The following is a 25,049-nucleotide window of genomic DNA, read 5'->3' as shown; positions in this document are numbered from 1 at the left end:
GAAAGGCTTCAAGGAAACCACCAATGTCCGCCGTACTGTCCGCCAGCGATAACTTTGATACCGACCGCCAAATCGCCCAGTTGCGGGTGCCGCCCAACTCCATCGAGGGTGAGTCCAGCGTGCTGGGTGGGCTGTTGCTGGACAACGAGGCCTGGGACCGCGTCAGCGACGTGTTGGTGGACACGGATTTCTACCGCTACGAGCACCGCCTGATTTATGCCTCCATCGGTACGCTGATCAACGGCAACAAGCCGGCTGATGTGATCACGGTGTTTGAGCATTTGCAAAGCCAGGGCAAGGCCGAGGAAATGGGCGGGCTGGCCTACCTGAATTCGCTGGCCCAGTATGTGCCAAGCGCCAGCAATATCCGCCGCTATGCCGAGATCGTGCGGGACCGCTCCATCCTGCGCAAGCTGGTTAGTGCCAGCGATGAGATTGCCACCAATGCCTTCAACCCCAAGGGTCGGCCGGTGTCCGAGATCGTGGACGAGTCCGAGCAAAAGATCTTCAACATCGGCGAGCAGGGCAAGCGCAACAAGCAGGGTTTCCAAGGCATGGACACCCTGGTGGTCAACCTGCTGGACCGCGTGCAGGAGATGGCTGACAACCCCAACGATGTGACGGGGGTGCCTACGGGCTTTATTGACTTTGACCGCATGACGGCCGGCCTGCAGGCCGGTGATTTGATCGTGCTGGCTGCACGCCCCTCCATGGGAAAAACCGCGTTGGCCATCAACATTGCCGAGCATGTGGCACTCAATGAAGGCCTACCGGTTGCCATTTTCTCGATGGAAATGGGCGCCGCCCAGTTGGCGGTGCGTATCGTGGGCTCCATCGGCCGTATCGACCAGGGCCATCTGCGGACCGGCAAGCTCACCGATGACGAATGGCCACGCCTGTCGGAAGCGATCGAGAAGCTCCGAACCATCTCCCTGCATATCGACGAAAGCGCGGGCCTGAACTCCAGCGAGGTGCGCGCCAACGCGCGCCGCCTGGCACGCCAGTGCGGCCAGTTGGGCCTGATCGTGGTCGACTATTTGCAGCTCATGAGCGGCAGTAGCAGCGACGGTGAAAACCGCGCCACCGAGCTGGGCGAAATCTCCCGGGGTCTGAAGATGCTGGCGCGGGAACTCAAATGCCCGGTGATCGCGCTCTCGCAGCTCAACCGCTCGGTGGAGCAGCGCCCCGACAAACGCCCCATGATGAGTGACTTGCGCGAATCCGGCGCCATTGAGCAGGATGCGGACATCATCATGTTCATCTACCGCGACGAGTACTACACCAAGGATCAGTGCAAGGAACCTGGCGTGGCCGAAGTCATCATTGCCAAGCAGCGTAACGGCCCCACGGGCACGGTGAAGCTGGCCTTCATGAACCGCTTTACCAAGTTCGAGAACCTGGCCTACAGCGGTGGCGACGACTACTGATTGACGGCACCAAAAGAACGGGGGCTAGAAGCCAAATCGGCCTCTAGCCCCCGTCCACATTGCATCGGCAGCTATTGAATCAATAGCGTTTCTAATCAGTTGGGGTCAGAGCACGTCGCTGCGCGAGTGGTCTGACCCTCAATGTCACAGCACCTCACTCGCAAAGTCCGCCAGGCGCGAACGTTCGCCGCGCGCCAGCGTGATGTGCCCGCCGTGCGGCCAGCCCTTGAACTTGTCCACCGCAAAGGTCAGGCCCGACGAACCTTCAGTCAGGTAGGGTGTGTCGATCTGCGCCAGGTTGCCCATGCAGATGATCTTGGTGCCGGGGCCGGCACGGGTAATCAGCGTCTTCATCTGCTTGGGCGTCAGGTTCTGCGCCTCGTCGATGATCACGTACTTGTTCAGGAAGGTACGGCCGCGCATGAAGTTCATGCTCTTGATCTTGATGCGGCTGCGGATCAGCTCATTGGTGGCCGCGCGGCCCCACTCGCCGGCGCTGGTATCCGTTTTGCCCAGCACTTCGAGGTTGTCGTCCAGCGCGCCCATCCAAGGGCCCATTTTTTCTTCCTCGGTGCCGGGCAGGAAGCCGATGTCTTCACCCACGCTCACGGTGGCGCGGGTGACGATGATTTCGGTGTAGCGGCGATCGTCCAGCACCTGGGTCAGGCCGGCGGCCAGGGCCATCAGCGTCTTGCCCGTGCCAGCGGTGCCGGTCAGCGTGACGAAATCGACTTCGGGATCGGTCAGCAGGTTCATGGCGAAGTTCTGCTCGCGGTTACGCGTGGTTACACCCCAAACCGCATTCTTCAAGTGGTTGAAGTCTTTCAGGGTCTTGAGCACCGCGGTAGTACCGCGGATTTCCGTCACGCGCGCATACAGGCTGGGTTCGCCGGGGGATTCAAAGAAGACGAACTGGTTGATCAGCATGCTGGGCACCACGGGGCCGTCCACCTTGTAGAAGGTGTGCGGGCCTTGTTGCCAGCTTTCCACGCCTTGGCCGTGGGTGGCCCAAAAGTCGGAGGGCAGGGCGAGTGCGCCGGAGTACAGCAGGTCGCCGTCCTCCAGGGTCTTGTCGTTCTGGTAGTCGTCTGTGGCCAGGCCCAGCGCACGGGCCTTGACCCGCATATTGATGTCCTTGGACACCAGCACCACCTCACGCGGCGCGTAGTGCTGGCGCAGAGCCTCCACCACACCCAGGATTTGGTTGTCGGCCTTGCCTTGGGGCAGGCTGGTGGGCAAGGTGTAGTTCAGCGGCTGGGTCTGGAACATCAGCTTGCCGCCCGCGTCCTTGTGGCCGGTGCTGTTGAGTTCGAAACCCGCCGTGATGTCGGCGCCGGGGGCGCCGGCCAGCGTATCCAGCGTACGGCTGGTCTGGCGGGCGTTGCGCGCCACTTCGGTCATGCCCTTTTTGTGACCGTCCAGCTCTTCCAGGACGATCATCGGCAGGTAAATGTCGTGTTCCTCAAAGCGGAACAGGCACATGGGGTCGTGCAGCAACACATTGGTGTCCAGCACAAACAGCTTGCTCGGACCGCTGGGGCCCGTGCGTTTGATGCGGCGGGCGGGTGCAACCGCTCGGGGCGCTGCCGGCGCTGCGGCCACTACCGCCGGGCTGCTGACGGGCGTGTGGGTCAGTGCCGAGGTCTGAACCCGTTTGGTCGACTCTTTGGCGGTGGGCTTTTCACTCAAGCTTGGGGCTGCGGCAGCAAGTGTCTCGACTTGCTGGGCCTTGCGCACAGGGCGGGCTGTGGCACGTGCGGGGGCGTCAAAGTCTTTGGCAGTCAGGCGATCGGCGCGCTTGGACGGGGCGGGAGGCAATGGCATGGAGTGGGCTCGCAGAGGATGAAAAGTGAAAAACCGTAGCCGTAAAAACGAAAAAGCCGCCTTGAGCCAAGGCGGCTTTTTGTGGGAGCGCGGTTGCGACGTTCAACGGCATGAATTCATTATGCATGACTGCCGTGACACGGTTGCTTTGGTGTGCACCAAAACAACAGGCGCGAAAATCAACCCGCTTTTTTGAGGACTTTGACCGCCTTGAGGACTTCGTCCACATGGCCTGGCACCTTGAGGCCGCGCCATTCTTCCTTCAGCAGGCCATCGGCGCCCACCAGGAAGGTGCTGCGTTCGATGCCCTTGACCTTTTTGCCGTACATGATCTTGTTCTTGACCACGCCGAACATGTGGCACATTTTTTCTTCGGTGTCGGCGATTAGCTCAAACGGGAGTTCCAGCTTGGCCTTGAATTCGTCGTGGGACTTCATGTTGTCACGGGAGACGCCGAAAACCTCGGCACCGGCTTTGACGAAATCCTTGTATTTGTCCCGGAATTGCATCGCTTCGGTGGTGCAGCCAGGGGTATTGTCCTTGGGGTAGAAGTACAGCACCATGGTTTTGCCGACGTGGGTGGTGTTGGTCACCCTGATGCCGCCGGTGGCGTTGGCTTCAAATTCGGGCAGGGGTTTGTTGACAACGATGGCCATAAGCAGTTTCAGTCTCGGTGTTGCAGTCCGGTAAGCCGGACTTGTCAGTCGTAGTGAAGGGCGCCAAACGTGACAGCGAATGTCGCCCCAGACCGCAACCCGTGATTTTACTCTGAAAACCACTCCCCAAACCCTGAAGGCTCTAGAGGAATCCCTATACCAGCAGCGCGGCTACCACCTTGCGGCCTTCCCCGGCCAGAAAGTTGAAGGTACGGCAGGCCGCCTGGGTGTCCATGGTCTCCAGCCCGATGCGGCGGCTGTACAGGGGGGCCAGCCACTGCGGGCGTGGAAACTGGATACGCTCGCCACTGCCAAACAGCACCAACTCGGGCGCCAGCGTGGCCAGTTCTTCAAAGTGGGCAATATCCAGCTGGTCGAAGGCCGCGCAGCTCCAGGGTTGGCATAACCCCTCGCTGCTGACAATCATGCTGGTGGTGTATTGCTGGCCATTCACCGCTATCCAGCCAGGGCCGTAACCGGTGATGGACGGACCTTGCAGGGCATCGGGCAAAAGTTTCATGGGCAATGTGCGGGTGTTTGGGGTGGGCGCGGGGTGCGGCGAGGCTGTTGCGCTGCGGAACTGTGGTCAAATTATAGGTTTCACCCCATGCTGAAGACCGCCGGAGGGCCTTTGAAAACCATTCAGAAATCTGCCAAGCTTGCCAACGTGCTGTACGACATCCGCGGACCCATCATGGACGCGGCGCGGCAGATGGAGGACGAGGGGCAGAAAATCATCAAACTCAACCTGGGCAACCTGGCGGTGTTTGGTTTTGATGCGCCTGAGGAAATTCAGCAAGACATGATTCGCAACCTACCCAACTCGGCGGGTTATTCGGACAGCAAGGGTATTTTTGCGGCGCGCAAGGCCGTCATGCATTACACCCAGCAGCAGGGCATCAAGGCCGTGACGCTGGACGACATTTACCTGGGCAATGGCGCCAGCGAACTCATCACCATGGCGACGAACGCCTTGCTCGATGATGGCGACGAGCTGCTGCTGCCCATGCCCGACTACCCGCTGTGGACGGCCGCGACCAGCCTGTCGGGCGGCACCCCGGTGCACTACCTGTGCGACGAGGCCAATGGGTGGATGCCCAGCCTGGACGATATCCGCGCCAAGATCACGCCGCGCACCAAGGGCATCGTGGTCATCAACCCCAACAACCCCACGGGCGTGATGTATTCCGATGAGCTGCTCAAGGGCATCATCACCATTGCGCGGGAGCACGGCCTGGTCATCCTGGCCGACGAGGTGTATGACAAGGTGCTGTACGACGGCATCAAGCACACGGCGCTGGGTAGCCTGTCCGATGACGTGCTGACGCTGACTTTCAACTCCCTGTCCAAGAGCTACCGCTCCTGCGGCTACCGCGCGGGCTGGCTGGTCGTGTCGGGCGACAAGAAGAACGCGACCGACTACATCGAGGGCCTGAACATGCTCTCGAACATGAAGCTGTGCTCCAACGTGCCCGGCCAGTGGGCCATCCAGACCGCGCTGGGCGGCTACCAGAGCATCAACGACCTGGTCTGCGAAGGCGGACGCCTGCGCCGCCAGCGCGACCTGGCCTATGAGCTGATTACCGCCATTCCCGGCGTGAGCTGCGTGAAGCCGCAGGCTGCGCTCTACATGTTCCCCAAGCTGGACCCCAAGGTGTACCCCATCGCGGACGATCGCCAGTTCTTCCTGGAGCTGCTGCGCGAGACCCGCGTCATGCTGGTGCAAGGCACGGGGTTCAACTGGCCGCAGCCAGACCATTTCCGCATTGTGTTTTTGCCGCACGAAGACGATCTGCGCGAAGCCATTGGCCGCATCGCCAAGTTCCTGGAGCACTACCGTGCCCGCAAGGCCGGCTGACTCACTCTGATTTTGATAGCTGCTCGCGCAGTGTTTGCGCGGGCTAGAAGCCTTTTTACCTGAAGAATTTATGAAACCGATACAAGTAGGCGTGATGGGCTTGGGCACCGTGGGTAGCGGTGTGTTCAACGTCCTGCAGCGCAACCAGGAAGAAATCAAGGGCCGCGCCGGCCGCGGCATCGAGGTGACCATGGTGTCGCGCCGCAACACGGCGCTGGCGCAGGAGATCGTGGGCGACAAGGCCCAGGTGGTGGCCGACGCACGCGCGATCATCCGCAACCCCGATATCGACATCGTGGTCGAGCTCATCGGTGGCTACACGCTGGCCAAAGAGTTGGTGCTGGAGGCTATTGCCGCAGGCAAGCATGTGGTCACCGCCAACAAGGCGCTCTTGGCCGTGCATGGCACCGAGATTTTTGCGGCTGCGTCCGCCAAGGGTGTGATGGTGGCGTTTGAAGCGGCTGTGGCCGGTGGCATTCCCATCATTAAGGCGCTGCGCGAAGGCCTGACCGCCAACCGCGTGCAGTGGATCGCCGGCATCATCAACGGCACCACCAACTTCATCCTGTCCGAGATGCGCGACAAGGGCCTGGACTTTGACGTGGTGCTCAAAGAAGCACAGCGCCTGGGCTACGCAGAAGCCGATCCCACCTTCGACATCGAAGGTGTGGACGCCGCGCACAAGCTCACGCTCATGTCGGCGATTGCCTTTGGCATTCCCGTGCAGTTCGACAAGGCCCATGTGGAAGGCATCACCAAGCTGGGTTCGGCCGACATCAAGTACGCCGAGCAGCTGGGCTACCGCATCAAGCTCCTGGGTATTACCAAGCGCTCGGGCAAGGGCATTGAGCTGCGCGTGCACCCCACGCTGATCCCGGCCAAGCGCCTGATTGCGAATGTGGAAGGCGCGATGAACGCCGTGGTGGTGAATGGCGACGCCGTGGGCACCACGCTGTACTACGGCAAGGGCGCGGGCTCCGAGCCGACGGCCAGCGCCGTGATTGCGGATCTGGTGGACATCACCCGCCTGCACACCGCCGATGCGGCGCAGCGCGTGCCGCACCTGGCCTTCCAGCCGCACAGCATGAGCGACACGCCCATCCTGCCCATGGGCGATGTGGTGACCAGCTACTACCTGCGCCTGCGCGTGGCCGACGAGGCCGGTGTGCTGGCCAAGGTTACTGGCATCCTGGCCGAGGCAGCCATCAGCATCGATGCGGTGCTGCAGCGCGAAGCCGACGAGATCAGCGGCGAAGCGGGCACCCAGACTGACGTCATCATCCTCACGCACGACTGCGCCGAGGCCAGGATGAACAGTGCCATCGCCCAGATGCAGGCCTTGCCCACGGTGCTGGCGCCCATCACCCGTATCCGCAAAGAGGAGCTGAACTGATGCGTTACCTCTCCACCCGCGGCAACCCTGACCGCAAACGCTTCTGCGAGATCCTGCTCGAAGGCCTGGCACCGGATGGCGGTCTGTACCTGCCTGAGGCCTATCCTCAGGTGAGCGACGCCACGCTGCAGCAGTGGCGTACCGTCTACCACCAGCAAGGCTATGCCGCGCTGGCGTTTGAAATCCTTTCGCTCTACATCGACGACATTCCCGCCACCGATCTGCGTGCCCTGTGCGCCAAGACCTACACCGCCGAAGTGTTTGGCACGGGCGAGATCGTGCCTTTGCGTCACCTCGAAGACGGCGTGTGGATCGAAGCCCTGTCCAACGGCCCCACGCTGGCCTTCAAGGACATGGCCATGCAGTTGCTGGGCAACCTGTTCGAGTACGAATTGGCCCGCCGCGGTGAAGAGCTCAACATCCTGGGTGCTACCAGTGGCGACACCGGCAGCGCAGCCGAATACGCCATGCGCGGCAAGAAGGGCGTACGCGTCTTCATGACCAGCCCGCACGGCCGCATGAGCCCCTTCCAGCAGGCGCAGATGTTCAGCCTGCAGGACGCCAACATCCACAACATCGCCGTCAACGGCGTGTTCGATGATTGCCAGGACATCGTCAAGGCGGTCTCCAACGACCTGGCGTTCAAGCGCAAGTACAAGATTGGCACCGTCAACTCCATCAACTGGGCACGTTTGCTGGCCCAGGTGGTGTACTACTTTGCGGGCTACATCCAAGCCACTGACAGCAACGCCCAAAAGGTCAGCTTCGCGGTGCCCTCCGGAAACTTCGGCAACGTTTGCGCCGGCCATGTGGCGCGCCAGATGGGCTTGCCGATCGACAAGCTGGTGGTTGCCACCAATGAGAACGATGTGCTGGACGAGTTCTTCCGCACCGGCGTGTACCGCGTGCGCGGCACGGCTGACACGCACGAGACCTCCAGCCCGTCGATGGACATTTCCAAGGCCAGCAATTTCGAGCGCTTTGTGTTCGACCTGCTGGGTCGCGACGGTGTGCGCGTGAAAGCGCTGTTTGGCGAGGGCCTGTCCAAGACCGGCCAGTTTGACCTGAGCGCCGACCCGGTGTTTGCAGAGGCTGCCGCCCGCTACGGCTTTGTCAGCGGCAAGAGCACGCATGCCGACCGTCTGCAAACGATTCAGGACACCTGGAGCCGCCACGGCATGGTGATCGACACCCACACGGCCGACGGCCTGAAGGTGGCGCTAGAGCAGCACACCCCCGGTGTGCCCATGGTGGTGCTGGAAACAGCCTTGCCCATCAAGTTTGCCGCCACCATCGTCGAGGCCCTGGGCCGCGAGCCGGAGCGCCCCGCCAAGTTCAACGGCATCGAAGCCTTGCCCAAGCGCGTGCGCGTGATGGAGGCCGATGTGGCCGCCATCCAGGCCCTGATCGCCAGCGAGTGCGGTTACTGAGCCAGATAGACACCAAATAGCTGTCTAGCCCGCGTGGAACGTGCGCCAGCAGCTATTGAAACCATAGCAAACATACGGCATGTCCACCGCTCCCCGTAAACCTTTGATGCCGCTGGACGACGCGCTGGTGCAGCTGCTGGCTGGCGTGCAGCCGCTGGCGCAGTGGGACACCGTGTCCACCATGGAGGCCGATGGCCGCGTGTTGGCCCAGTCCATCGTGTCGGGCCTGCAGGTGCCGCCGCATGACAACAGCGCCATGGACGGCTATGCCGTGTGTGTGGACGATGTGCTGGCCGCCACCGCGGGCTTGCCCGTTTCGCAGCGCATTGCGGCGGGCAGCGTAGGCACACCGCTGCAACCCGGCACCATTGCGCGCATCTTTACCGGCGCCCCGGTTCCGTTTGGGGCCGATGCGGTGGTGATGCAGGAGGACTGCAGCGTGCAGGAAGCTCCTGATGCCCAGGGCGCGACCCTGGTGCGCATCAACAGTGTGCCGATCCCGGGCCAGAACATCCGCCGTTCCGGCGAAGACGTGCGCCGCGGTGACGTGGTGCTGGCCGCAGGCACCCGCCTGGGGCCCGCCGAACTGGGTCTGGCCGCCAGCGTGGGCATGGCCCAACTGTCGGTGGTGCGCAGGCCCCGCGTGGCGTTGTTCTCTACCGGTGACGAGCTGGTGATGCCCGGCGCCGTGGCGCCGGCCCACATGCCGCCGGGCGCGATTTACAACTCCAACCGCTTTTTCCTGAGCGCCATGCTGCGCCGCATGGGCTGCGAGGTGACGGACCTCGGCATCGTGCCCGACCAACTGGACGCGACCGTGCAGGCCCTGCAGCAGGCGGCCGCCAACCACGACGTGATCCTGACCAGCGGCGGTGTTTCGGTGGGTGAGGAAGACCATGTCAAGCCCGCGGTGCAGGCCTTGGGCGCGCTGCATCTGTGGCAAATCGCCATCAAACCCGGCAAGCCGTTTGCGCATGGCACGGTGGGCTCTGCCCACTTCCTCGGTCTGCCCGGCAACCCGGTGTCCAGCTTTGTGACCTTTATGCTGCTGGTGCGGCCGTTCCTGTTGAAGCTGCAGGGCGTGGGGGATGTGGCGCTGCGAACCATTGCCGCCCGGGTAGACTTTGAGTGGCCGCGGGCCGACAAGCGCCGCGAATTCCTGCGCGTACGCCGCAACGACCAAGGCGGGTTGGATCTCTTCGATAACCAGAGTTCTGGCGTGCTGACCTCGGCTGTGTGGGGCGATGGCGTGATCGACACCCCGCCCGGTGAGGCCATTCCGTACGGCGCCATGGTGCGTTACATCCCGTTCAGCGAGCTGCTGGCATGAAGGTCACAGTGCGTTACTTCGCATCCGTGCGAGAAGCCATGGGTACGGGCGCCGAGGTGCTGGACACGCAGGCCCCCACGCTGGCCGCACTGCGTGCGGAACTGGTGGCGCGCGGTGGCGCTGGGGCCGACGCCCTGGCCCCGGGCCGTGCGGTGCGCATGGCGTTGGACCAGGTCATGAGCCAGGAGTCCGCACCACTTACTTCCGGTTGCGAAGTCGCTTTTTTTCCGCCTGTTACCGGGGGCTAGCCCCCAAAGCAGCGCTCAGTGCAACCAACCGCGCGGTGAGTTCGGTGGATGCCGCCGTCATGGGTGCGCGCAACTCGGCTTGTATCCATCCTTGCTGTGCCAGCAACGCTTTGAGTGGCCCCGGGTTAGGTTCGGCAAACAGGGCTTCCATCAACGGCAGCATTGGCCGCCACAGCGCTTGCGCCGCCGCCAGTTCCCCACGCACCACCTGCTGCATCAGCGCCACCAGACGCGCCGTGTGCACATGGCCACTGGCTGCAATGGCACCCGTGCCGCCCAGCGCCAGCGTAGTGAAGATATTGGCATCGTCGCCGGCCAGCACCTGCAGCTGCTCGTCGGCGATCAACGCCTGGGTCTTGGCCAAGTCGCCACCGCAGTCCTTGATGGCCATGATGTTGGGGTGCCGGGCCAGTGTGCGCAGCGTGGCCAGCGCAAGCTGAACCCCGGTGCGTGCCGGAATGTCATAGACCACGACGGGCTGGGTGCTGGCATCGGCAATGGCGGTGAACCACTGTACCAGCCCGGCCTGCGAGGGCCGGATGTAGTGGGGTGCGGGCACCAGCAGTCCGGCCAGCTTGCGGGAATTCACGGTGCGCACCCAGTCCAACGTGTCGGGCAGGTGGTAGCCCGACAGGCCCATCACCAGCGGCAGGCCCGGTGCGGCCTGTGCCACGGTGTCCAGCACGGCCAAGTGCTCGTCCCCGCTTAAAGCAGCAGCTTCGCCGGTGGAGCCGCAGACCACGATGCCCGCAATGCCCTGTGGCAGCAGGTGCTGCACGAGTTTGCGCAGGGCCAAATGGTCCACGGCATCGTTATGGAAGGGGGTGACCAGTGGAATCCAGAGGCCAGAGAAGGTAGCAGTAGCGTGCACGCGAACATCCTTTGCAGAAACAAGACCGATGGAAAGAACCATCGTCAGCTGTGCGGCGGGGTGCGTTAAACGGGGGAGGGTGTTGTTCGCAGTTCCATCGCTCATCTGAGGACGGAACCGCAGCTCCGGTCAAATGAGCTTGGGTTTTTTGGATTTGTTCGCAGCCACCACACGTGCGCCGACCAGGGCCAGAGTGGCCGTGGCGAGGAGTGCGGTGAATGCGAACATGGTCATCATCCTAGCACGGTGCCACAATTCGGCCATGCATTCTGAAGCCGCTTCCCCCGCCCGTGTCCGCATCCAGCAACAGCCTTTTGATGTAGCGCAGGAGATTGCCGCCCTGCAGGTGGGTGACCCGCGCGTGGGGGCCGTCTGCAGCTTTGTGGGCACGGTGCGTGACCGCAATAGCCCCGGCGCCGCGGGCTCGGTACAGACCATGGAGCTGGAGCACTACCCCGGCATGACCGAAAAGTCCATCGAGGCCATGGTGGACGCCGCCTTCGCCCGCTTTGACATCCTGGGCGCCCGCGTGGTGCACCGCGTGGGCGTGCTGTGGCCCACCGACGGCGTGGTGCTGGTGGTGGTGACCTCGGCCCACCGCGGCCAGAGCTTTCAGGCCTGCGAGTTTTTGATGGACTACCTCAAGACCCAGGCCCCGTTCTGGAAGAAGGAGCAGACCGCCGAAGGCGCCCATTGGGTGGATGCCCGGGTGAGCGACGACGCCGCACTAGCGCGCTGGGGCATCGAGGCAAGCAACGCCTGAGCGCCCTGCGTCAAAAAGCGTAGCAGCCGACGCCCGAAAACAGGCCAAATCCGGCCCTGTCCCTCTACAATGCCGTGGGTTTACGGGTCAGAACGTTGTCCGCGTTTGCCCGCTTCATCTCTCATTCAACAAGGGCGGGCATGGATCTCCGGCTACCTGGGCTGCGTTGGTGTGTTGCGGTGGTCGCTGCGCTGTGGAGTGCCTGCGTTTGGAGCGCGCCCTTGCCGGTGGACTACCGCTGCGACGGCCTCTCTGCAGAACAAGTCATCCAGACGACGGCCCACGAGGGCTGGACCGCGGCTGCCGATGGAAAGGCGCCCGTAGGGGCCCAGGGCCAGTCCTGCTGGATTCGCATCGCCAGCCTGCCCCAGGGCCACGCGCTGGAGACCGTCAACCGCTTGTCGTTTGCCGACCTGAATGTGCAGCGCGTCAACATCAACCTGTTTGATGCCCATGGCAAGCCGCTGGGCCAAGCCCTGCGCCTGGGCCGAAGCAGCGGCGTGCTGGTCACCGGCTTGCGCGCCATCTTCACCCCCGATGCAGCGGCCGCCTTCCCCTTGTACGCCCGCTTTGAGCCCGCTGCGGGCGCTTTGGCCTATCCGGGTCTGGCGCGCACGCTGTTGGTAGAAGCCGTGGTGCCCGAAGACAGCCTGCGGGACGAGCAGGGCGTGGACCTGTTGAACCACAGCGGTGCCGTGTTTCTGTTCACCACGGCGCTAGTGGCCTTGTTCTTTGCCATCACCCTGCGCGATGCCAACTACGCCATCTACGCGGTGTACGCCGCGCTGCAATCCATCACCATCTTCACCAAGAGCGGCTTGCCGTTTGTGCTCAATGTGAGCTCGCCGCTGTGGCTCAACGCCTGGATTTTCAATTACCTGGTGGGCGTGCTGTCGGTGTTGCTGAGCGTGCGCTTTGGCCGCTTTGCCAAGCACAGCCCGCGCACCACCAAGGTGGCCTATGGCGTGGCCGCCATGTTCGCCGCCATGATTCCCATGCACTACCTGCTGCCAGGTGTGGCCAATGTGCTGATCTACGCGCTGGTGCCGCTGCACTTTCTGGTGCTGCTGACTGGCAACTGGCGCGGCTGGCGCAAGGGGGAGCGTGGCTGCGGCATTTTGCTGTTGGGCCTGACCCCGATTGCCGCCTACTGGCTGACCTTTTTGCTCTACAGCGTGGTGTTGCATGAACCCATGCCCACGGAGCTGGCGCTGGGCTCCACCTTCGACTTTGTGCGCACACTGCTGCTGCCGATTGCGTTTTGCTACGGCATTGCCGAACGCACGCTGCGCCTGCAACGCGAGACCGCGCGGATGGCCCGGTTTGACCCACTGACCGGGTTGCTGAACCGCGAAGGCATACGCCAGTATGGCCAGCTGATGATCGACGAGGGCCAGGTGCCCTGCGTGCTGATGCTCAACGTGGAGCGCTTTCACGCCATCAACGAAACCCTGGGCCCCACGCTGGGCGACCGCATCCTGCAAGAGGCGGGCAAGCGCTTGCTGGCCGTGTGCAAGACCCATTCCACGGCCCGCGTAGGCCGCATGCATGCGGACCAGTTCTGCCTGATCTACCCCAGCCAGCTCACGCTGGTATCGGTGCGCGAAGAAATTGAGTACGAGTTCAACCACCCGGCCGAGGTGGAAGGCCAGGCGGTGGACATTGCGCTGGCGGCGGGTGCTGCCTTGGTGCTGGCCAGCCAGCCATCTATGGCCCAGCTGCTGCGCAATGCCGAGATTGCACTGGACGCCGGCCGGGCTCAGCACAAAAACTGGATGGAGTACCGCGCTGATCTGGAGACCAGCCAGCGTGCGGATCTGGACTTGCTGTCTGAGCTCAAGCGCGCGGTGGAGGCCGGTGAACTGCGCCTGTACCTGCAACCTAAGGTGCGGCTGGCAGACGGTGCGGTGCAAAGCGCCGAGGCCCTGGTGCGCTGGGAGCACCCCCGCCGTGGCCTTATACCGCCGGCCGAATTTGTGCCGTTTGCCGAAAAGACCGGGCGCATCACGCTGCTGACGCGCTGGGTGCTGGAAGAGGCCATGCGCATGGTGGCGAACTACCGCGCCCTGGGCCAGCCCTTGCAGATCTCGGTCAATCTCTCGACCTTTGACCTGGGCGAAGCGGGGTTTGCCGCACGCGTGGCCGCGTTGGCGCGTGACACCGGGGCCGACCCCGCAGACATCCGCCTGGAGATCACCGAGAGCGGCGCGATGCAGGACCCGGCCGCCGCGCTGGAGGTGATGAATGCGCTGACCGGTGCGGGCTTCAGCCTGTCGATTGACGACTTTGGCACCGGCTATTCATCGCTGGCCTACCTGCAAAAAATGCCAGTGGCCGAACTCAAGATTGACCGTGCCTTTGTGCGCAATGTGCGCGCGGGGACGGACGAGGCCTCGCTGCTCGAATCCACCATCGCCCTGGGCCACCGCCTGGGCCTGAGCGTGGTGGCCGAGGGCGCCGAGAACGCCGAGGAATGGGTGCTGCTGCGCTCCATGGGCTGCGACTACGCCCAGGGCTGGTATGCGGCCAAGCCCATGCCGGTCAAGGATTTTGAACACTGGTGTGCTGCACAGGTTCCTTTTTTGCCATAACTAAAAACGATAGGGAGAGTGGGCTATGCACTGGCTGTCACACGGTGTTGAGCAACTGATCGCATCCTGCACGGACGAGGGCTATGCCCCCGACGTGCTGGTGGTCGGGTCGGGCTATGGGGGCTCGGTGGCCGCGTTGCGGTTTTCCGAGCGCGGCCAGAGCGTGGCTGTGCTGGAGCGTGGCAACGAGTACGTAGCGGGCGAGTTCCCCACGGACTTTGGCCAGTTTGGCGGCTTTGTGCGCGCCGAAGTGGGCGGCGACCTGGAGCGCGAAAAAGGCCCTGCCGCCATTGGCTACGAAGACGCGTTGTTTGACTTTCGGGTAGGCACGCGCGCCACAGCGCTGGTGGGCAATGGCCTGGGCGGCGGCAGCCTGATCAACGCGGCCGTGGCCTTGCGCCCCGATGCCCGCGTCTTCCAGCAAGCGGCCTGGCCCGCGCCGCTGCGCGATGCATCGCTGGATACGGACTATGCGCTGGCCGCGCAGGTGCTGGAGGTGCAGACTCCGGAAGCGCAGAGGGCCTCGCCCGCCTGCGTGCCGCAGCAAACCCTGAAGTACCAGCGCCTGCAAGACATTGGCCGGGCCGCAGCCAAGCGCTTCGCCAATGCACGGTTGTCCGTCACCACCGAAGATGTGCCCTTGGGCATTGAGTTCCGCAAGGACACGCCGTTGGACCTGGGTCCGCGCAATGCCTGCGTGGGCTGCGGTGACTGCTGCTCCGGCTGCAACCACGATGCCAAGCTGAGCCTGAACAAAACCTACCTGCCGCGCGCCGCCAAGCTGGGCGCGCGCCTGTTCACCGGCGTCAGCGTATTGCATGTGCTGTACCAACCCCATGTGGCCCACCCCGGGCGCGACTGGGTGGTGCACTGCATACGCACTACCGAGCGTGGGGCCTGGGAAGCGTCGTTTGACGCCCCCAAGGTCCCGCTGAACGACCGCTATGAGTTTGTGGTGCGCACAGGCACCGTGGTGCTCAGTGCGGGCACCTTTGGTTCCAGCGAAATTTTGTTGCGTTCCCACAAGCTGGGCTTGCCAGTGGCACACACCTGGCTGGGCCGGGGCATTTCAGCCAACGGCGACGACCTGAGTGCCGCCTACGACCTGACGGAGACCGCCAACGCCGTTGGGCAGGGCAGTGGCCCCGCATTGCCCCAAAAGGTGGGGCCCACCATCAGCGGCGTGATCCGTTTTCATGACCACCTGGACCACACCCAAAGCACGGTGACCGAGGACGGGAGCATTCCTGGCATGTTGTCGCCCATCGTGGGCCAGGCGCTGGCCACGCTGGGCATCCTGCCCCAGCTGGCACGATTTGGCCTGCGCGGCAAAGCCGGGCAAGACCCGCTGGCCGTGCGGCACGATGCCACGGCGCGCAGCCTGGTGATGCTGGGTATGGGCCACGATTCTTCCGCCGGTCGGGCAGAGCTGGCCAGCGCGTATGCGCGTGTGCAGTGGTCGTGGGGCAAAGACGCCCAAGACCCTGCACCGCTGCTGCACCGCAGCCGCGCCAGCAGCGTGGAAGGCGCAGGTGCCGAGTTTTTGCCCAACCCCGCCACCGGCGTGCTGCCAGACAAGATTGCCAGCGTGCTCAGTGGCCCCCAGGGCGACACCAGCTGGATCACCGTGCACCCGTTGGGCGGCTGCCGCATGGCAGGCTCGGCCGCGGAGGGTGTGGTGAACCACCTGGGCCAGGTCTTCATGCCCGATGGCCGGGTGCACAGCGGCTTGCTGGTGATGGATGGCTCGGTCATTCCCACTTCGCTGGGCGTCAACCCCTTGCTCACCATCACCGCACTGGCGGAGCGCGCCTGTCGTTTGTGTTTGTTGCTGGCACCGCCGCTGGCAGAGCCCACGCAACATGTGCTGCCGCAGCATCCGCCACGGCAGAAGTCTGTGCAGGCCGTGCCGGACGCGCCACGCGGTGCGGTGCTGGCCGAAGTGCTGCGTGGCACCTTGGCGTCCACCGCGAATGCGCAGCTGCCGACTTGGCTGCAACCGCAGGGCGATGCGACCACCGTGCCCGCAGCCCTGTTCCTGGAAATGGATGTGCAGGACTGGACGCAGCTGTGGCAAGACCCCACGCATACGCTGCACGCGATACCCGGCACGCCCACGGCCAAGCGCCTGACGGCATCGCGCGTGGTGGTGGACCGGGCTGGAGCCCCCCCGCTTGTGCTGCAGGTCACGGGGGGGCAGGTGCAGATGTTTGCCGAGGTGCAAGAGTGGGTGGGCGCGCGCATCAGCCGAGCTGTCCGAGCGGGGCTAACGTACGGCATCGCCCGCTGGTATCCCGATTTCAAACACCCCAAAGACCCCAAGCTGGAGCGGCCCGGCCCCGGCTTTTGGACCACGCTGCACGACGGCGCCATGATGCTCTGGAACGCCAGCGCTGCGCGTACGTTTGCGTACCGGCTGGAGCTGCGCGACCCCAGCGATGGCCAACAACGCTACCGTCTGGAGGGCACCAAGTTCATCCAGCCCGCGCTGGGCTGGGGCGAGCTCTGGCAGTGGGGCATACGCAAGCTGCGCCATGGCGGCTGGCCCGCGCCGCAGCGGCGCAGCGTGTGGGACCAGCTGACCCAGCTGGACGTGCGCCTGCTGCAAGCGAGCGATGGGGCCGAGCTGGCCACGGGCCGCTTGTGCATGGATATTCCTGAGATGGTGCGGCGCATTGCCCCGCAAATGAAACCAGGCCCGGACACGGTCAACGCGCTGGCCGCCTTCATCAGCTACCCGCTCATCGTGCTGCGCTATGTGGTGAGCTGCCGCATGCTGGACTTCCGCCTGCCGGACTACAAACCCGACCTGCCTGCCAAAGACCCGCTGGCGGGTCCGGACGATGGCCATTTCGAACTCTCGGCCGACCTGTACCCGCCCATCCAACTGGCGGGCGGGCAGGTGGTGCTGCCGCAGGCTCCGGTATGCCTGACCGTTCCCCTGCGCGCCAGCACCCAGCTGCCGCCCGACGGTGCACCGCCCAAAGATAGCACTGACTGGATTCGCGTAGGCCTGGTGCGCTACGCCCAGCCGCAAGTGGAGTCCAGCGTCACGGCCCAGGGCCTGCGGCGCTTCAAGTCCATCGTGCTGCTCAACGGTTTTGCGCAAAACACCTTGCCCTTTGTGGCCGAAGAGTTGGGTGAGCGCGCCTTGGCTGCGATGCTCTATGCCCAGGGCTGGGATGTGTGGCTCATGGAGTACCGCGTCAGTCCGTTTTTGCATGCGTCCACCCGCCTGTCCAGTATGGACGACATCGGCGCCAGCGACATTCCTGCGGCCGTCAACCACGTGCTGAAAACACTGCAGGAAGAGCGCAAGGACGCGCCGCTGCTACCCGGCCAGATCAGCGTGTTCAGCCACTGCGTGGGGTCGGCGTCCACCGCCATGTCGTTGCTGGGTGGGAACCTGACCCACCCCCATGGGCAGCCCAAAGTGGCGGCGGTGCTGTTTTCGCAGTTCCAGCCCTATGTGATTGGCTCAGTCACCGCGCAGATGCGCCTGCAGGTGGCCTCGCTCATGGTGAATGCGTTGGGGCTGGAGTTCGTCGAGTTTGCTGCGGGCACGGCGCAGGCCGATGGCTTGCATGCGCTGATGGACCGCTTCTTTGCCAGCTTTGCCTACGACGAGCACGAACGTTGCCCCGGTGAACACGACCTGCGCGTGCCGCACCCCGACAGCACCTCGTGCAAGCGCATGGCGGGCTTTTTGAGCCGCTTGTTCCGCCACGACCAGCTCATCGAGAGCCAGCCGGGCCGCCCCGGTACCCATGAGAAGCTGGACCTGTACTTTGGCCGCACCAACCTGGGAGTGTTTTTGCACGGTGCCAAGTGCGTGGAGTACGAACACCTGGTGGACGCCGATGGCCAGAACATCTATGTGACCGATGAAAACGTGCGTCGCTACCTGGGCATGCCGGTGATGTTGCTGCACGGTGCTGACAACGTGCTGTTCGACAAAGAATCGCTGGAAGAAACCAAGCGCCAGTTCAGCCGCGCCTTTGGTGCCGAGCGCCTGTCCACCCAACTGGACCGCTTCTTGATCGCGCCAGACCATGCGCACTTTGACTGCACCATCGGCAAGCGCGCGCCCGAGGTGATCTTTGGCGAGGTGGTGGACTTTTTCAACCAGGCCCAAGCCGCCGAGCTGCCCGCGCCCGCCACCCAAAACCGCCTGCGCGCACGCCTGCCGCGCACCGGGCCGATTGCCGGCTGGGTGCGCCGCGAGGGTGCCCAGACCCTGGTGCGTGTGTGGATGGAGGTGGACAACAGCCAGGCGGATACAGCCGTGGCCGCGATGACGCTGCTCTCGGTAGGCCGCCAGCGCGTGGTGCACGCCTGGAAGCTGCACAGTAGCCCGTTGGAGGGGCTGGTGGGTGTGAGCACAGGCGCGGCGCCCGACCAGAGCATCGTCTACGCCGTGGCTGATGTGGCGGTACCCGCGAATTGGGTGGGCCCCATCACCGTGGCCATGGTCAGCCTGCACAGCATTGCGGCCGACGCACCTACCGGGCTTGACGCCGCAGTGGCCCACCACTGGCCCGAGAGCTGGGGCGCGCCGGTAACCGTGGACGAGGTAATGCAAAACGGTGGCCGTAGCCCCGTGCCTACGGCCCAGGGGCCGGCGCCCGAGCCGCAGACTAGCGCTGCGCAGCGGGTAGACGCGCCGCCCAGGCCGCTGCTGGGCGCGGGCGCGCAGGAGTGCATCAAACCGATACCGATGGATTTGACCGTGCAGGATGCGGTGCTGCTGTTGCGCCCCCTGGCCCACCTGGTGGGTGAGCAGCGCGCCATCGCCCTGCGCGCGCAGCCGGGCACGTTGTCGCGCCAGCGCCGCAGCCTGCGGTGGATGGGCGAGTGCGTGCTGCGCTTGCGCGGCATCACACTGGTGCCTGGCGCCAGCTTGCGCTTTGTGGCGTCCACCTGCCGCCACCCCGGCATCACCGAGCTGGAAGCCGCCCGCAGCGACCACACGCTGCAGGCGCTGGCCGCGCAGCAGCGCAGCCAGCCGGCGTCGTTCATGTGGATGCTGGGCGACCAGATCTACGCCGATGCGCGTGCCGGGCTGGCGTCCAGCGCCTCGCCCATCGAGATGCTGCTGCCGCGCTACCGCGAGGCCTTTGGTTCGGTGGGCTTCCGCCAGCTGGCGCGCAGCCTGCCGTTGTACATGGTGATGGACGACCACGAAATTGGCGACAACTGGAGCCGTGACGAGCCCCGGCTCAGCACCGCGCGGGCCGTGCTGTCGCGCAATGCGCTGAGCGCGTTTGCCGCCTTCCAGCGGGCCCATGGGCCCGAACCTTTGGGCCCGCAAGGGCACGACGGCGCCGTGTCGCATGAGGTGGCCGCATTCCTGTCGCTCAACACCCGCATCCACCGGGACCGCGCACTGGGTCCGCAGGGCCAGCGGCGTATTTTGGAAGAGGGGCAGTGGCTGTTGCTGGAAGACTGGCTGCTGGCCGAGCAGGCGCGCGGCAGCCACCCCAAGTTCATCGCCACGGGCTCGGTCTTGGCGCCCGGGGTGGTGCAGGCAGCGGGCAGGCCGTCGCCGCGCGACAGCGACAACTGGCAGCTGGTGGAGCCCGAGCGCCGCCGGGTGCTGGACTTCATCGCGCAGCACAAGATCAGCAACGTGGTGTTCCTGTCGGGTGACTACCACTGCAGCGCCACCGCCACGATCGTCTTCAGCCATAGCCCGGTGCGGGCCTACGCGCTGGTCACACCGCCGCTGCACGCGCCGCTGCGCTTTGCCAATGTGTCGCCTGCCGACGTGCTGACCCACGAAGTGGTGCCGCTATTGGGCGGCCAAGCCGATATCCGCGCGCAGGCCTGGGACGGCGATGGCTGGTTGGCCTGCGAGGTGCAGCGCCAACAGGCCGGGGGCTACCGGTTAACGGCGCGCTTTACCACCTTGCGCATGGACGCAGCAACCCCAGAGCAGGTGAGTGAGGTCTGGGATTTGGCATAGCGCTGGTGGTTGATCTGGGTCAACATAGGCGCAATCGAGGTGCAATGGAGGGCGCTGCTGGGCGGTTACCGTGCGTTGGCGCACTTGAAAAGGGGCCGGTAACCCCCAAGCTGGGATGCATCTGGCCTTTGCGCCACAGGAGCACACATGCGAATTGAAAAACTGACGACGAAATTTCAGGAAGCCCTGGGCGAAGCCCAGACGCTGGCCCTGACCCACGACAACGCCTACATCGAGCCCGTGCACGTGCTGGCCGCCATGATCCGTGTGGACGATGGCCCCAAGGCGCTGATGAACCGTGCCGGTGTCAATGTGGCGGGGCTGCTCGCTTCTGCCGAGGCGGCCATCAAACGCCTGCCCCAGGTGCAAGGGCATGAGCAGGTGACGGTAGGCCGAGACATGGTGAGCCTGCTGCAGGCGGCCGAAAAGGAATCCATCAAGCGCGGCGACCAATTCGTTGCGGGCGAGCTGTTCTTGCTGGCGCTGGCCGACCACAAGGGCGATGCGGGCAACCTGGCCCGCGCCAATGGCCTGACCCGCAAGAGCCTGGAGGCCGCCATTGACGCCGTGCGTGGTGGGAAAAACGTGGACAACGCCGATGCCGAAGACCAGCGCGAATCCCTCAAAAAATACTGCATTGACCTGACCGAACGCGCCCGCCTGGGCAAGCTGGACCCGGTGATCGGCCGTGACGACGAAATCCGCCGTGCCATCCAGGTGCTGCAACGCCGCACCAAGAACAACCCCGTGCTGATCGGTGAACCCGGCGTCGGCAAGACCGCCATTGTGGAAGGCCTGGCTCAGCGCATCGTCGCGGGCGAGGTGCCCGAATCGCTGAAGGGCAAACGCGTGCTGAGCCTGGACATGGCCGCACTGCTGGCCGGCGCCAAGTTCCGCGGTGAGTTTGAAGAGCGCCTGAAGAATGTGCTGAAGGACCTGGCCAAGGACGAAGGCCAGACCATTGTGTTCATCGACGAGCTGCACACCATGGTGGGCGCCGGCAAGGCCGAGGGCGCCATGGACGCTGGCAACATGCTCAAGCCCGCGCTGGCCCGCGGCGAGCTGCACTGTGTGGGCGCCACCACACTGGACGAATACCGCAAGTACATCGAAAAAGACGCCGCGCTGGAGCGCCGCTTCCAGAAGATCCTGGTGGGCGAGCCCACCGTGGAAGCCACCATCGCCATCCTGCGCGGCCTCAAAGAGCGTTACGAAGTGCACCACGGCGTGCAGATTACCGACCCCGCCATCGTGGCCGCGGCCGAGCTCTCCAACCGCTACATCACCGACCGATTTCTGCCGGACAAGGCCATTGACCTGATCGACGAGGCCGCGTCCAAGATCAAGATCGAGCTGGACTCCAAGCCCGAGGTCATGGACAAGAAAGACCGCCGCCTGATCCAGTTGCAGATCGAGCGCGAAGCCGTGAAGCGCGAGAAGGACGATGCCTCGCAAAAGCGCCTGGAGCTGATCAACGAAGAGATCACCGCGCTGCAAAAAGAGATTGCTGACCTGGACGAACTGTGGAAGGCTGAAAAGGCGCAGGCCCAAGGTTCCAAAACCCTGATGCAAGAGGTCGAAAAGGTGCGCTTCCAAATCAAGGAGCTGACCGATAAGGGCGATTTCAACAAGGCTGGTGAGCTGCAATACGGCAAGCTGCCCGAGCTGGAAAAGCGCCTGAAAGACGCCCAGGCCCAAGAGGCTGACAAGACCAAAGACGCCAAACACGGTGGGCGCACCCAGCTGCTGCGCACCATGGTGGGCGCCGAAGAGATTGCCGAGGTGGTGAGCCGCGCGACGGGCATCCCGGTCAGCAAGATGCTGCAGGGTGAACGCGACAAGCTGCTGCAAATGGAAGGCAAGCTGCACGACCGTGTGGTCGGGCAGGACGAAGCCATTGCCGCCGTGGCCAATGCCATCCGCCGCTCACGCTCGGGCCTGAGTGACCCGAACCGCCCCACAGGCTCCTTCCTGTTCCTGGGCCCCACGGGCGTGGGCAAGACCGAGCTGTGCAAAGCGCTGGCGGGCTTCATGTTTGACAGCGAAGAGCACCTGGTTCGCGTCGACATGAGCGAGTTCATGGAGAAGCATTCGGTGGCCCGCCTGATTGGTGCGCCCCCCGGGTATGTGGGCTACGAGGAGGGCGGCTACCTGACGGAAGCCGTGCGCCGCAAGCCCTACAGCGTGCTGTTGCTGGACGAGATCGAGAAGGCCCATCCCGACGTGTTCAACGTGCTGCTTCAGGTGTTGGACGATGGCCGCCTGACCGACGGCCAGGGCCGCACTGTGGACTTCAAGAACACCGTGATCGTGATGACCAGCAACATCGGCAGCCAGCTCATCCAGAGCATGGTGGGGCAGGACTACGAGGATGTGAAAGAGGCGGTGACCGGCGAGCTGAAGAACCACTTCCGCCCCGAGTTTTTGAACCGCATTGACGAGACCGTGGTCTTCCATTCGCTGGACGCCGCCAACATCGCGTCGATTGCCAAGATCCAACTGGCCACGCTGATGGGCCGCTTGGCCAAGATGGACCTGACGCTGCAGGTGAGCGACGCCGCCGTGGCCGAGCTGGCCAAGGTGGGCTTCGACCCCGTGTTTGGCGCGCGGCCGCTCAAGCGTGCCATTCAGCAGCGTATCGAGAACCCGCTGTCCAAGCTCTTGCTGGAAGGCAAGTTCTTGCCCAAGGACACCATCAATGTGGGGGTGGACCCCATCCAGGCGCCCGGGCAGTTCAGCTTCAACTGAGCGGTTGTGGGGCGGGGTTAGATGCCTTTTAGGCCTCTAGCCCCCGTGGAATATGTGCGGGCAGCTATTGAATTGATAGTGAGTTTCGGGGGCTGCTTGATAGATCACTTTGCGTAACGGTTCAATTGCCGGCCGGGCTGCTGACTTTCCGTGTCTGTAGCTAGGTGTTTTCATTCGTCAGTCACAGCTAACCAGCCGACAAGCTGCCTTTTTCTGGAGATTAACCACTCGAATTGGCAGAAAGCAGCCGATCATGCAGCTGAGGAGAGTCACCAAATTCAGGTCGACCCACTCAGGTAGGATCTAACGCTTCATGCGTCTAAGACCTTTTTCAGTCCCAATCAAACATCTAGTTGGGGGTGGGTGCTTTTTACTTGCACCTATGCTTACTTGGGCAGGGACTTCCAGTCCCTTTGATTTAGGCCCCATCCTTGTCATCATCGCGGTCTTGGTCTTGCTCGCTGTGGTGTTCTCGATCTTCCTGATCGCAAAAATATTTCGTGGTCGACTAAGGCTGCCAGCAGTTTTGGTTGCGTTGGTTGCATGGGGCATGCTCTACGAGTCGAAGCTTGGTGCACCCGGACGTGCGTTACATGCTACGCAAAACGAGAGAATGTCAGCCTATGCTCAATGCAACACAGAGTTAGCCGAGTTGCGTCTAATGCCAAACGGTGGCTTTTTTGAGGTGGATGGAATCCTCGATGAAGTGGCCGCTTTGAGGCAGCGCCATATCCTGACATTGCTCGCCGACAGACGTTTGAAATTTGTTGAACTTATGGTTCAAAGAAGACCGAACGGTCAAGTAGAAATTGCATATCCTGATGGAGACGGTGAGAGTGGCTGGGCTGTCAATCTGCCGGTCGGGTCTTTCGTTCGATTGGAGCTTTCTCGTGATGGTGACAGTAAGTGCTTGGCTGAGACCGCGCTGCCATATGGATTGAGTGGAAAATTCAATACGCCACCTTTTCTCCCGGATACCTGCTTGGCCGCCACTTATTCAAACGCACCGACTGCTAGATATTCCATTGCATTTGTGAACGCAACCCAAAGTACCTCGAAAGACTTTGTCAACTGGCTGCTTACGGATAGAAAAAGCAATACCGTTTTGGCGAAATTGACCGACGTCCGGCCCGATCCGTGGGTGAATTCTGCAAGGGATTTATCTAGAGATCAAAAGAATGTAGATATGTCCTGCAGTGCGCGCCATACAGCATTGGTTGATAGGCTGCGCGCAGTCGATGGAGAACCTCTTCACCCTCAGGTGCTCGCCCGGACCGTGGTAGTTGCAAACCAGCCCCCAAAACAACTCGTTGAGAGAGTTCTAGATTTCCAAGTGATTCGCCCTGTTGCCGAACTATTTTCGGTTGATGACCAAGAATATTCAAAAGTGATGAGTCCTTGGAGTATTCGAACCGAATGGCCACGGACAACTAATAAAGCTAAGAGCTCAGGATTTGCTTCGTATAACCGTGAATTGGTGGATTGGGAGAGTAAAACTCTTTACCGCCTTCAAACTGGAAGTGAGGGGGGCTATCCGTGGGACGCATATGCTTGGGGAAATGGCTTTTTGGTGTGGTCGGGCAACACAGACTGGGGTTCCGGTACGCCGCAGCTTCTTGCGTTCTACTCAAAAAGTGGCGAGTTGGAGTGGGCCAAGCAAATCAAAGTAGAAAATTTTCCCTCTGCGAATGCTGAATACGGCTGTACGGGTTCTCCACGTGCCGTTCAGTCGTCTGAACGGGTTGTGAGGTTCTATCAGGGATGCAGAGTAGCTGAGCGTGGAAAACAGCGCATTCCGGGCAAAGACCATGAAGGAATTATTTGGAGTATTGATGTGAGGGAGCTTTTGAAGTCAAGTCAATCAAGCAGGACCGCCCAGAAGATTTCAAACTAAGGCGTACTAATAGCAGTTAAGACGATTGGGGTAGACGATGTCAGGAATCAG

Annotated in this window: 15 protein-coding genes; 11 read left to right on the top strand and 4 right to left on the bottom strand. The window is 63.1% G+C overall.

Going from position 1 to position 25,049, the window contains the following annotated elements:
• Positions 1–23: 23 nt before the first annotated feature.
• Positions 24–1,427 (top strand): replicative DNA helicase, encoded by a 1,404-nt coding sequence (gene dnaB, locus AC097R_RS13565; protein WP_477891290.1) that lies wholly within the window; start codon positions 24–26, stop codon positions 1,425–1,427.
• A gap of 144 nt (positions 1,428–1,571) precedes the next feature.
• Here the strand turns inward: dnaB and AC097R_RS13560 are convergent, their stop codons facing one another.
• The 3 genes from AC097R_RS13560 to AC097R_RS13550 all read right to left on the bottom strand — a co-directional run bounded on the left by AC097R_RS13560 (position 1,572) and on the right by AC097R_RS13550 (position 4,427).
• Positions 1,572–3,251, bottom strand: a complete 1,680-nt coding sequence (locus AC097R_RS13560) for a PhoH family protein (protein ID WP_479598675.1) — start codon at positions 3,249–3,251, stop codon at positions 1,572–1,574.
• A gap of 179 nt (positions 3,252–3,430) precedes the next feature.
• On the bottom strand, positions 3,431–3,907 hold the full coding sequence (locus tag AC097R_RS13555) for a peroxiredoxin (protein WP_479598674.1): 477 nt from the start codon (positions 3,905–3,907) through the stop codon (positions 3,431–3,433).
• 154 nt (positions 3,908–4,061) lie between these two features.
• Positions 4,062–4,427, bottom strand: coding sequence for an Mth938-like domain-containing protein (locus AC097R_RS13550; RefSeq protein ID WP_479598673.1), 366 nt, complete (start codon positions 4,425–4,427; stop codon positions 4,062–4,064).
• Positions 4,428–4,538: 111 nt separating this feature from the next.
• On the opposite strand from AC097R_RS13550, the gene AC097R_RS13545 reads away from it, so the two are divergent.
• From AC097R_RS13545 to moaD, 5 genes are all read left to right on the top strand, one after another.
• Complete coding sequence (locus tag AC097R_RS13545) at positions 4,539–5,765, top strand: pyridoxal phosphate-dependent aminotransferase (RefSeq protein WP_479599551.1); 1,227 nt, start codon at positions 4,539–4,541, stop codon at positions 5,763–5,765.
• A gap of 70 nt (positions 5,766–5,835) precedes the next feature.
• On the top strand, positions 5,836–7,158 hold the full coding sequence (locus AC097R_RS13540) for a homoserine dehydrogenase (RefSeq protein WP_479598672.1): 1,323 nt from the start codon (positions 5,836–5,838) through the stop codon (positions 7,156–7,158).
• Positions 7,158–8,588 (top strand): threonine synthase, encoded by a 1,431-nt coding sequence (thrC, locus tag AC097R_RS13535; protein ID WP_479598671.1) that lies wholly within the window; start codon positions 7,158–7,160, stop codon positions 8,586–8,588. Before AC097R_RS13540 ends, thrC begins: the two co-directional genes overlap by 1 nt.
• 79 nt (positions 8,589–8,667) lie before the next feature.
• A complete protein-coding gene (locus AC097R_RS13530; RefSeq protein WP_479598670.1) occupies positions 8,668–9,918 on the top strand; it encodes a molybdopterin molybdotransferase MoeA in 1,251 nt (416 codons plus the stop codon).
• On the top strand, positions 9,915–10,166 hold the full coding sequence (gene moaD / locus AC097R_RS13525; RefSeq protein WP_479598669.1) for a molybdopterin converting factor subunit 1: 252 nt from the start codon (positions 9,915–9,917) through the stop codon (positions 10,164–10,166). The genes AC097R_RS13530 and moaD overlap by 4 nt, the downstream gene beginning before the upstream one ends.
• Here moaD and dapA read toward each other — a convergent pair.
• Positions 10,153–11,079 carry a 4-hydroxy-tetrahydrodipicolinate synthase gene (dapA, locus tag AC097R_RS13520; protein ID WP_479598668.1) on the bottom strand — a complete coding sequence of 309 codons (927 nt, stop codon included), beginning with the start codon at positions 11,077–11,079 and terminating at the stop codon, positions 10,153–10,155. The two genes, moaD and dapA, sit on opposite strands and share 14 nt — an antisense overlap.
• A 220-nt stretch (positions 11,080–11,299) precedes the next feature.
• Here dapA and AC097R_RS13515 point away from each other — a divergent pair, with 220 nt between their 5' ends.
• The 5 genes from AC097R_RS13515 (at position 11,300) to AC097R_RS13495 (ending at position 24,998) form a co-directional block, all read left to right on the top strand.
• Positions 11,300–11,800 (top strand): molybdenum cofactor biosynthesis protein MoaE, encoded by a 501-nt coding sequence (locus tag AC097R_RS13515; RefSeq protein ID WP_479598667.1) that lies wholly within the window; start codon positions 11,300–11,302, stop codon positions 11,798–11,800.
• 140 nt (positions 11,801–11,940) lie between these two features.
• Complete coding sequence (locus AC097R_RS13510; RefSeq protein WP_479598666.1) at positions 11,941–14,391, top strand: putative bifunctional diguanylate cyclase/phosphodiesterase; 2,451 nt, start codon at positions 11,941–11,943, stop codon at positions 14,389–14,391.
• A 25-nt stretch (positions 14,392–14,416) separates the two neighbouring features.
• The gene (locus tag AC097R_RS13505; RefSeq protein ID WP_479598665.1) at positions 14,417–20,356 is read left to right on the top strand and encodes an alkaline phosphatase D family protein; all 5,940 of its coding nucleotides are present in this window, start codon (positions 14,417–14,419) and stop codon (positions 20,354–20,356) included.
• A gap of 147 nt (positions 20,357–20,503) precedes the next feature.
• Positions 20,504–23,104: an ATP-dependent chaperone ClpB gene (gene clpB, locus AC097R_RS13500; RefSeq protein ID WP_479598664.1), complete on the top strand. Its 2,601-nt coding sequence runs from the start codon at positions 20,504–20,506 to the stop codon at positions 23,102–23,104.
• 382 nt (positions 23,105–23,486) lie between these two features.
• The gene (locus AC097R_RS13495; protein WP_479598663.1) at positions 23,487–24,998 is read left to right on the top strand and encodes a hypothetical protein; all 1,512 of its coding nucleotides are present in this window, start codon (positions 23,487–23,489) and stop codon (positions 24,996–24,998) included.
• The last annotated feature ends 51 nt before the right edge of the window (positions 24,999–25,049 follow it).

This window comes from Rhodoferax sp. ZS1R25 (assembly GCF_056521335.1).
The sequence above is the reverse complement of the archived record's forward strand: the minus strand, read 5'-3'. Positions and strand labels throughout refer to the sequence as shown.